Genomic DNA, 8852 nt, shown 5'->3' with positions numbered 1-8852 from the left:
CTTTAAAAACAGCCGCGAAGCCGCTTGTTCCCGCAAGCCACCTTAGCCGTGCGGATGGCAGCGCTCGTATTCCGCCGTGTATGCGGCGATAAGGGAGCGCAGCCGGGGGTGCTCACCCAGATCCTCAGTGAGGACCACGGATTCGGTGCCGTCGGCCAGCGGGATCTTCCAATTCGGGTACTCGGTATCGGTACCGGGCTGGTTTTGGGTGCGTCGCTCACCCACCGCGTCCACCAGGGCAATGGCCTGGAGCTGGGCAGGAGTGCGGGCAATATAGCAGTGCATCGCCTCGATGAGCTCACGTTCGGTGGGATCGTGGCTCTCCAACAAACCGCAGCCGCACAGGGTATCAATAAGCACGCTACGCTCGCGGCGGGCTTCTTCGCGCACCTGCTCCACCGGCTCCACCAAGATATTCAAGGAGGCGCGCAGGTCCACATGTTCGCCGGCCAGGTAGCCGGCCAGCGGGGGCAGGTCGTGGGTATCCACCGTGACCAGGGAAGCGCTGCGGTAGTGTTCGGGGGCCCGGAAAGCTTCCCCTTCTTTTTCGAAGAGCATGACGGAGGTGCCGAAAATCCCGCGTTCGGTGAGGAAATCACGCACCCAGGGTTCCACGTTGCCCAGGTCTTCCCCGATGAGGAAGGTGCCCGAGCGCACCGCTTCCAGCATGAGCACGCCGATGAGGGCTTCGTGGTTGTAATAGACGTAGGTGCCGTCCACCGGCTTATTGCCCGCCGGGATCCACCACAGCCGGAAGAATCCCATGACGTGGTCGATGCGCAGCGCGCCGGCGTGGCGCATGACGGTGCGGGCCATATCGCGCACCGGTGCGTAGTGCTGGCGGTCCAGCTCCACCGGGTTGAAAGGCGGCGGGGACCAGTCTTGGCCGAGCTGGTTGTACATATCCGGCGGGGAGCCCACGCTCACTCCGCTGGCGAAGGCATCCGGATTGGCCCAGGCATCCGCCCCGCAGGCCTGCACCCCCACCGCGAGATCGTGCACCACGCCGATGCCCATACCGGCATCGCGGGCCACCTTCTGGGCGGCTTCCAGCTGCTGATCCATGACCCACTGGCACCAGCAGTAGAAATCAATGCGTTCGCTTAGCTCAGCGCGTTCGCGGCGCGAGGCGAGAGTATCGGGCCGTTCGCATGCGGCGGGGAAATGCTTGCCGTAGCGCTCGTACATCGCGCACCAGAACGCGAAATCTTCCAGGCCCTGCCCTTCGGCGGCGCGGAACGCATCGAAATCGGCCTGGCGGGCGTGACTGCGCGGTTCGCGGTAGATCACTTCGAGGGCGCTGCGTTTAGCTTCCCAGCAGGCGCTGCGGTCCAGCAGGGTATTGTGCAGCGAGGATTCCTTGGGGGCCTGCCCCGCCCACGTGACCATGGAGCGCTTGCCAGAGTCCATATAGGCGACTTCGCGGATGTCTTCCGGGCGAATGTAGAGAGGGTTGAAGAAGCGGCGCGACGTCGGCAAATACGGCGAATTCGTGAGCTGCCCGCACGGTTCAGCGGCATGCAGCGGGTTAATGAGCACGAATTGCGCCCCCAGCCCGCCGAAAAGCGAGCCGAGTTCGGCCAGATCCGCGGTGTCCCCCGTCCCCCAGGAGTCGCGCGAGCGCACCGAGTAGAGCTGGCTCATCACGCCCCAGCCGGCCACGCCTTTTTCTGCCGGGGCGGGCAGGCGCGCCGGCACCACGATAAGCGCCCCGCTATGCCAGGTGGCGGCCTCCTCCCCCACTGCCGGCGGGGTGACCTTGGCGCGCACCGTATGGTAGCCCAGCGGTAGATTGCCCGGGATAATAAAGGCGGCGCGGCCGATCATGGCACCGTCGATGAGGCGCGGCAGTTCAAAATCTTCGGCCTGCACGGCGCGGAGTTCCCCGCCGTCTTCTAGTTCGTAAGTAAGGGCCACGGCCGCGCCGTGGGGCACGTGCACGCGGATAATCTGCTCATTACCTTCGCGCACCACCGTGGTGGCGGGCAGCACGTGGCGCCATTCGCGGCTATCCACCGTCTCCAGCGCCGCCTGCGCCGCTTCCGGAGTGGAGGTGTCAATTCCCATGGCCGCGAGCACCGCGACGAGCGTATCGGCGTCAACCGTCACGTATTCGCCCGCGAAACTCCAATAATGCGTTGCCACTCCGTATGCATCAGCGATGCGGTTGAGCATATCCTGCGGTGGTGAACCCGCCATGGTTCCCTCCTTGTTTCTCCCCGTGTATCCCCGGTTGCTCGCCTCCGGTGGCAAGCCCGGTTACTAGAATATCTGCTCCGCTGCCTTTGCGTGGAATCCGGCGCCGTGGCGGAAATGGTACGACGACGACGGCGCAGCTGGAGGGGGCTGCCCCGCCACGCGCCGTTGGCACCGGGCCGAGCACCGTTACCACCCCACAGCTGCGGAAATTCACTCCGTGGCTAGATATGCCCTTCGCGTGGGCTACGCGGTATGCGCGGGATGCGTGTGCCGGAGGTAACCGAAAGAGACAAAAATGCTCACCGCGATAAGCAGCCACGTTATTCCGTAGGGCAGCGCAGAAATGCCATCTCCCGATGTGAAAGCCAAGGCCACGATGGAGGTGGTGAGCGGAATAAACATTGTGGATGCCAGGGATTCCACGATCACAGCAGAACTTGCCATAGTTTCAATGGTGATGCCGTCGGGTTCATCCGGGTCGTCGAAGAAAATATTGAGAGTGTCCAGGTACGCGATGCCTATGCCTATCCCGGCAAGGGTCCACGCGATGCAGAAGACAGGCGTAGCTGATGCCGGGCGCCACCCGGAGATAATCCATGCCGCGAAGAAGAGCGCCGCGAGCGCGATGAAACCGAGGCCGAAAATAACACGGAGCTGATATCCGCGCCGGGTGGTGGCCGGTTTAATACCGCAGACCACGCCCACAACGGCCCATCCGAGGCCACCGCCCATAATAATGACGCCCAGGGCATCCGGGCCTGCCTGGTAGAGGTCGTGCGCGGTGAGGGAGACCAGTTCATTTCCCGCAAAATAGCCGCCGGTCAGGAAGAGCATTCCCACCAGTGCGGCGCGGCGGGGTGTTTTTTGGGTGAAGGTGCCCTGCGGCATAAGGAGCACCGCCACGCGGCCCAGTACCGCCACCCCGGTGCCCATGAGCACGATCTTGAGCGCACCCGCCGCGGGGATAATCGTTATTCCCACCCCCGCCACGATGAGGAAAAGTGCCGTGTAGGAGAAAGGCGATTCTTTGCGTTCCCCTGCGGTTGTGAGGTTGAGGGCGATAACGAAACGGGCTACCAGAAGCAGCGGGAGGTAGAGAAGCATGGCCCAGCGCCAGGACAGCAGATGCGTCACCCACGCCGCGTAAGCCGGGCCCACCACGGAGGAAACCACCCAGCTCGCGGAGGAAAAAGCTAGGGTGAGGCGCCGGGCGCGCCCGGAAAGGCCGAGTGCCACCGCACCGATGGAGGTCATCGCCAGGGTGGAGCCGGCCAGGCCTCGGATCACCGCCCCGAGAAGATATATCGAGATATGGGGCGCCGCGGCGCTGGTGCAGGCACCCAGCACTAGAAATACGGTGGCACCCATGAGGAGGCGCGGTAGCCGCACCCGGTTCATTAGCGCCGCGCCGATAGGCAGCCCCGCCATGGAGGCAATCGCGGATACTCCCATAATCACGCCGTAGAGGTTTTGCGCGTGCAGGTCCTTCGCCAGGATCGGCAAAATCAACTGGTTGAGATAGGTCTGCATTCCCCCGATAAGTTCGAGGATAATCACGGCAATCGCGATAACCAGCCCGGCGCTTCGTTTTTTCATGGTTTTACTGTAGCCGGGCCGGAAGTCCCAAAAAATACCGAATCCTTCAGAAGGCGCCACCTCAAAAATGCCGCGTCAAAATACCACTTCCACAAGCTACCCCACAGCGCCCTCCCACACTACCGTCTCAAAATATGGACAAATATGCTAAGGTGGCTTCGTTCGACCAAGCACGCATCTTGACGCCCACCGCTATACAACAGCGCGATCCGGTGCGAAACAGCACTATCAGCTGAAAAACAGCACGAACCCGTGTTAAATAGCACTATTTGAGCGCCAAAATCTCCACATATGCGCGATACGGCCTGTTCAGATGCTGAGATTGTGAAAGGTTTCTGTGCCCACTTTTGTCACGCATCTGCGTTCGCTGCTGCCCTGCGCCACCGATCTGCGCGCCATCAAGAAGTATTGGCGCCAGGATATTGCCGCGGGAGTCACGGTGGGGATCGTGGCCCTCCCCCTCGCCCTCGCTTTCGCTATTTCCAGTGGCTTGAGCGCGGAGGCCGGCCTCATTACCGCGATCGTGGCGGGAATCATCGCGGCAATTTTCGGCGGCTCCAATTACCAAATATCCGGACCGACCGGCGCCATGGCGGTCATCCTAGCTCCCATCGTCGCCGTGCACGGTGCACGGGTGGTGCCGCTCCTGTGCCTCATGGCGGGGCTCATAATTCTGCTAGCCGGGGTGCTGGGCCTGGGGCGCGCCGTCTCCCTCATCCCCTGGCCGGTGATCGAAGGTTTCACGGTGGGTATCGCCGCCATTCTTTTCTTCCAGCAGGTCCCGAATATTATCGGCGTGGAGGCCCGCGCCGGGCTGAGCACCCTGCCGGCCGCTTTCGACTCACTCACCCGCATAGCTCCCGCAACGGCGCTCACCACGGGGCTGCTCTGCCTGGCCGCCATCGTCATTATTGCGGCGTGCACGAAGATGTCGAAGAAACTCCCCGGTTCCCTCATCGCGGTACTGGTGGTGAGTATCATCGCCTGGGCCGCCGGCCTCACGGTGCCCACCATCGGCGCGATTCCCTCCGCTCTCCCCGCCCCGGTCGTTCCCGAAATCTCCGTGGGCCTGCTCAGTGCGCTGGCGCCGGGCGCGCTCGCGGTGGCGGCCCTGGCGGGTATTGAGTCGCTGATCTCCGCGCGGATCGCGGCGGGGATGGTGCGCGGCGGCAGCTATTCTCCGGATCGGGAGCTGGTGGGCCAGGGCCTGGCTTCGGTGGGCTGCGGGCTGTTCGGCGGGATGCCCGCCACTGGCGCCATTGTTCGCACCGCCGTGAATGTGCGCTCGGGCGGGCGCTCGCGCCTGGCCGCGATTATTCATTCCTTGGTGCTCATCGCCGTCGTGTATCTGGCCTCCGCCGCGGTCTCGGTTATTCCGCTCTCGGTTCTTGCCGGCGTGCTGGTGGTGACCTGCTACCGCATGATTAATCCCGATACGGTGCGTCAGGTCATGCGTTCCAATCGCTCGGACGCTTCCGTTTTCGTTATCACGGCGATTATCACGGTGGGTCTAGATATTATTTGGGCAATTACCGTGGGAATTATTATTTCTGGGATTTTGGTGTTGCGGCGCATGGCGAACCGTTCAGGTATTTTCCGTGAGGATCTTCCCTCCGATCCGAAAATTGCTATTTTGCGGGTGGACGGCACCATGTTCTTCGGTGTGGGTGACCGGATCGAGCGTGAAATCCCGCGCCTGGCGGGCGTGGACGTGGTGATCTTGCGGCTTTCCCGCGTCGGAATCGTGGACGCCACCGGGGTGCGAGCCCTGGCGCAGGTGGTGGATCGCCTGGTCGATGCGGGCAATACCGTGCTGGTCAAGGGCCTACCCAAGCAGGTGCAGGAGATGGCCCAGCGCATGGAACTGGGCCAACTCAGCATCGACGATTATCTTTTCGCGGATATGGACAGCGCGATGGCGCAGGCCCGCCATATCGTGGCCGCGAACGGTAGTTCCGGCGCCACCGGCCGTTTCCGTGCGGTGGAAGAATAGGTACGACGACGCCGCCTCCCCCGCTACCGCCTAAACGAGGGATGCACCGCACTCATGAGAATGCCCAATGCCAGCAGCACCACGCACACCGCAATCGGTAGCCACGGTGCGATGCCGTAGAGCGCCGTGGAGGCAACGGGGGCCAGCACATAGGCCATACCGTTATTGGCGTTGATGAGCCCGGCCATGCCGCCTTGCTCATGCGGCTCCATTTTCAAGGTGGGCGCAGTGTTATAGCCGGGCATTGCTAAGCCGGAACCGAGCCCCGCCAAAACGCAGGCCAGCACGAAAATCCACAGCTGGGTTGGGTAGAGCAGCAGCGCCATTGCCACGAAGAAAATCACGAGGCCGCGGCGGAAGAGCTGCACCGCGCTCCAGCTGAGCCGCGGTGCCAGAGCGGCCTGGGCGATAATCATGACCACTCCCATAATGGACATGCATAACGCCGTAAACCCGGCGGTGGCGGCCGCTTCCAGTCCCAAGGCATCTTGGAGCAGGAAGCCAAATACTGTCGTCAGGGTGGAAAATACGGTGAACATGAGGAAGCCGCAGGCCAGGAAGGCGAATGCCCGCGGGTCGAAGTAGCTGACTTTGGCGGGTTTCTCCACCCGCTTGTCACCCCGGGTGGGTTTGAAGGTCACCAGCAGCACCACAACCCCGGCCAGGATCATGAGCGGCATGACCACCAGCGGCAGCATAAAGCCGCCGAGGGCCGCCAGGCTCCCACCTACCAGCGCGCCGAGGATGGTGGCAAAGCCTTGTGCGGCGCCCAGCATTCCCACGCCTTTAACTCGCTGCGCCTCGCTGTAGGTGTGGGTGATGATATAGGTCTGGGCGGCGGGCGTGATGGCGGCAATGGATCCTCCGTACAGTAGGCCCCGGGTGAACACCACGCCGATAACCAAGGCGCTTCCCACCAGTGCGCCCTGCAAGCCAAACCAGGCCACTACCGCGAAGGCCGCGAGCGCCGTAGCTGCACCCAGCATGCCGGTCACCAGGATGGGGCGGGTGCCCCGCCGCAGGGATACTCTCCCCCACGTGGTTGAGCTGAGCGAGAGCACAATGGCTGCCAGGGAGATCGTCGCCCCGATATGCCATTCTTGCAGGCCAATTTCGCGCGAAAGCGGAGCAATAATCGGGTTGAGAATCATCTGGCCCATATATGCCAGCAACACCGTCAAAAATAGTGGGAACAGGCCAGGGATCTGACCCTTCTTGGAGCCAGTCTCCAATTCCGGTTCCGCTGCCGGTTGCGGGTGAGTATTCGCTTCGGTCATAGCGCTTCCTTGTCAGAAGTTTTGGTGAACGGCTCACACACTAGAACACTGTTCTAGTAATGTCAATGCTGGGGGCGATATGCTGGGTGTATGCACGCTAAATCCGTGAACACCGGCCGGCGCGTCGGTCTGACCCAGGATAAGATTCGCCACGCCGCCCAGGGCCTCTCCCGTGACCGCGGCATCGAAAATTGGTCGATTCGGGATTTAGCACTCGAACTCAAAGTCTCTCCCTCGGTGATTTACCACTACTTCGCTAACCGGGATGCCATCGTTGATGCCGTCATCGCGCATCTCATCGGCTCCATCGCCCTGCCTGAAAAGAGCTTGGAGTGGAAAGAGTGGTTCATGGCGCTGGCGCAGAACGCCCGCCCGGTTCTGCTCGAACATCCGGGGGTGACGGAGCGGATGATGCACGGCAATTTCAGTGCCGAGATGCTCCCCCTCCTTGAAGCGTCGTTCGAAAAACTACACGAGGCCGGTTTCCGCCATCACGCCCCGCAGGCCTACACCATGATTATCAATACGATTCTGTGGGCTATCACGGCGCGTAATTTGCGCAGCCCCACCCGCCGCGAGCAGCGCCATGACCTGGGCCGTATGGTCGCCCAGGCCCAGCCCCTGGCCGCTACCTCCGCCGCGCTGACCGATATGCTCACCAACTACCTGCTGCCCCTCACCGATCCTCAGAACGAAAACCAGATGAGCCAGGAGTACTTCACCATCATGGTGGAAGCACTCCTGGTCGGCCTGGAACAAACGCTCCTCCCCCGCGAAAGCAGCAACTAACACCTGCGGCGCCGGGCTCCTAATACTCCGCCCGCGCCAAGAACCACAAGAAGGGCCGCGAGGAAGGCAGCCCGGGAACTGTGAGAGGCTCCGGTTGCCGGCAAAGCTTGAGCCGGCGTTCCGCTTGCGTGCGGCATTGGGGTGACCGTGGATGTCGGAGTGGGTGGAGGTGTCTGGCTCGGCTCCGCTGTAGGAGATGAAGGAGTTTCTGTCATTGAGGGCGTCGGAGAAGGCGTCGGATCGATGACGTCTGCCGGCGGGCATAGATCTTTCTGCTCCAGTGTGAACTGTGCAGCAACATCACTACCGTCCGGTCCTATTGCGATGACTTTGACAGTCTGCCCCGCTTTAGCATCAGGAGCGGGAATCTTCATATTCACATCCCCCGATGCCACCGGGCGCTCAAGAAGCGGCCGGTCCTCCAAAGTGACTTGATACATCGGATCCAGGCTCGTTAGGTGCGGAGTGTACGTAGCGATCGAGCGCCAATGATCCAATCTAGTTTCCCTACCAAACACCTCAACTTTCACAGCATGTTTCTCCGAATCCGGATCGCGACTAAGGTTCACCTCACCCTTACAGTCAAAACCGTAAGCCCCGCCAAGTACGACCTTCGGATTCCCCTCCATATCCGTTACTAATAGCCGATTGCCCGGCATGAATCTGCAATTAAAACTGTCATTAACACGCAGCTTCAAAAACGGCGAAGCGAAACCCTGAGACGCCATGTCGCCCGTAACGCGGACCTTGACCGATAGATCAACGCGGTATCTCGCTTCCGTTTCCGCAATCGTTATCTGTGGTTTGCCCACCACACATTGCGAGCTAATGGAAATCTTCGAGGACTTCTCGATGTGCCCACTGCCAACTTCCCGCTCTATCTCTGCGCCCGTCGCGTGCGCGGCGGCTCCGAAACCACACATCCCACCAGCTACAACGAGCGTGGTGACTATTCGTTGCAAGATCTTTTTCATGGCGATTTAGCGAGGAAACTAGCC

At 61.7% G+C, this 8852-nt stretch carries 6 protein-coding genes; 2 read left to right on the top strand and 4 right to left on the bottom strand.

The window, feature by feature from the left end; genetic code table 11:
• Positions 1-42 precede the first annotated feature (42 nt).
• Entirely contained in the window at positions 43-2199 is a 2157-nt protein-coding gene (gene malQ / locus AC5RK6_RS06220; protein WP_016442400.1) for a 4-alpha-glucanotransferase, read from the bottom strand.
• Positions 2200-2442: 243 nt separating this feature from the next.
• Positions 2443-3795, bottom strand: a complete 1353-nt coding sequence (locus AC5RK6_RS06215) for an MFS transporter (RefSeq protein WP_320757890.1) — start codon at positions 3793-3795, stop codon at positions 2443-2445.
• Positions 3796-4132: 337 nt separating this feature from the next.
• On the opposite strand from AC5RK6_RS06215, the gene AC5RK6_RS06210 reads away from it, so the two are divergent.
• Positions 4133-5788 (top strand): SulP family inorganic anion transporter, encoded by a 1656-nt coding sequence (locus AC5RK6_RS06210; protein ID WP_435731008.1) that lies wholly within the window; start codon positions 4133-4135, stop codon positions 5786-5788.
• Between the two features lie 23 nt (positions 5789-5811).
• On the opposite strand, the gene AC5RK6_RS06205 is transcribed toward AC5RK6_RS06210, so the two are convergent.
• On the bottom strand, positions 5812-7065 hold the full coding sequence (locus AC5RK6_RS06205) for an MFS transporter (RefSeq protein ID WP_320757888.1): 1254 nt from the start codon (positions 7063-7065) through the stop codon (positions 5812-5814).
• 90 nt (positions 7066-7155) lie between these two features.
• Between AC5RK6_RS06205 and AC5RK6_RS06200 the strand changes: the two genes are divergently transcribed.
• On the top strand, positions 7156-7854 hold the full coding sequence (locus AC5RK6_RS06200) for a TetR/AcrR family transcriptional regulator (protein ID WP_320757887.1): 699 nt from the start codon (positions 7156-7158) through the stop codon (positions 7852-7854).
• Here the strand turns inward: AC5RK6_RS06200 and AC5RK6_RS06195 are convergent.
• Positions 7851-7991, bottom strand: coding sequence for an LPXTG cell wall anchor domain-containing protein (locus tag AC5RK6_RS06195; RefSeq protein ID WP_414429731.1), 141 nt, complete (start codon positions 7989-7991; stop codon positions 7851-7853). The genes AC5RK6_RS06200 and AC5RK6_RS06195 overlap by 4 nt on opposite strands.
• Positions 7992-8852 lie beyond the last annotated feature (861 nt).

It is taken from the genome of Actinotignum sp. usb-actsch-213, from assembly GCF_059085665.1.
This window is presented reverse-complemented; position numbering and strand designations above follow the sequence as displayed.

Bases quoted from the DNA above. Each gene is read 5' to 3' on its own strand.
- malQ (WP_016442400.1), bottom strand. From the start codon at position 2,199: ATGGCGGGTTCACCACCGCAGGATATGCTCAACCGCATCGCTGATGCA.
- AC5RK6_RS06215 (WP_320757890.1), bottom strand. From the start codon at position 3,795: ATGAAAAAACGAAGCGCCGGGCTGGTTATCGCGATTGCCGTGATTATC.
- AC5RK6_RS06205 (WP_320757888.1), bottom strand. From the start codon at position 7,065: ATGACCGAAGCGAATACTCACCCGCAACCGGCAGCGGAACCGGAATTG.
- AC5RK6_RS06200 (WP_320757887.1), top strand. From the start codon at position 7,156: ATGCACGCTAAATCCGTGAACACCGGCCGGCGCGTCGGTCTGACCCAG.
- AC5RK6_RS06195 (WP_414429731.1), bottom strand. From the start codon at position 7,991: ATGCCGCACGCAAGCGGAACGCCGGCTCAAGCTTTGCCGGCAACCGGA.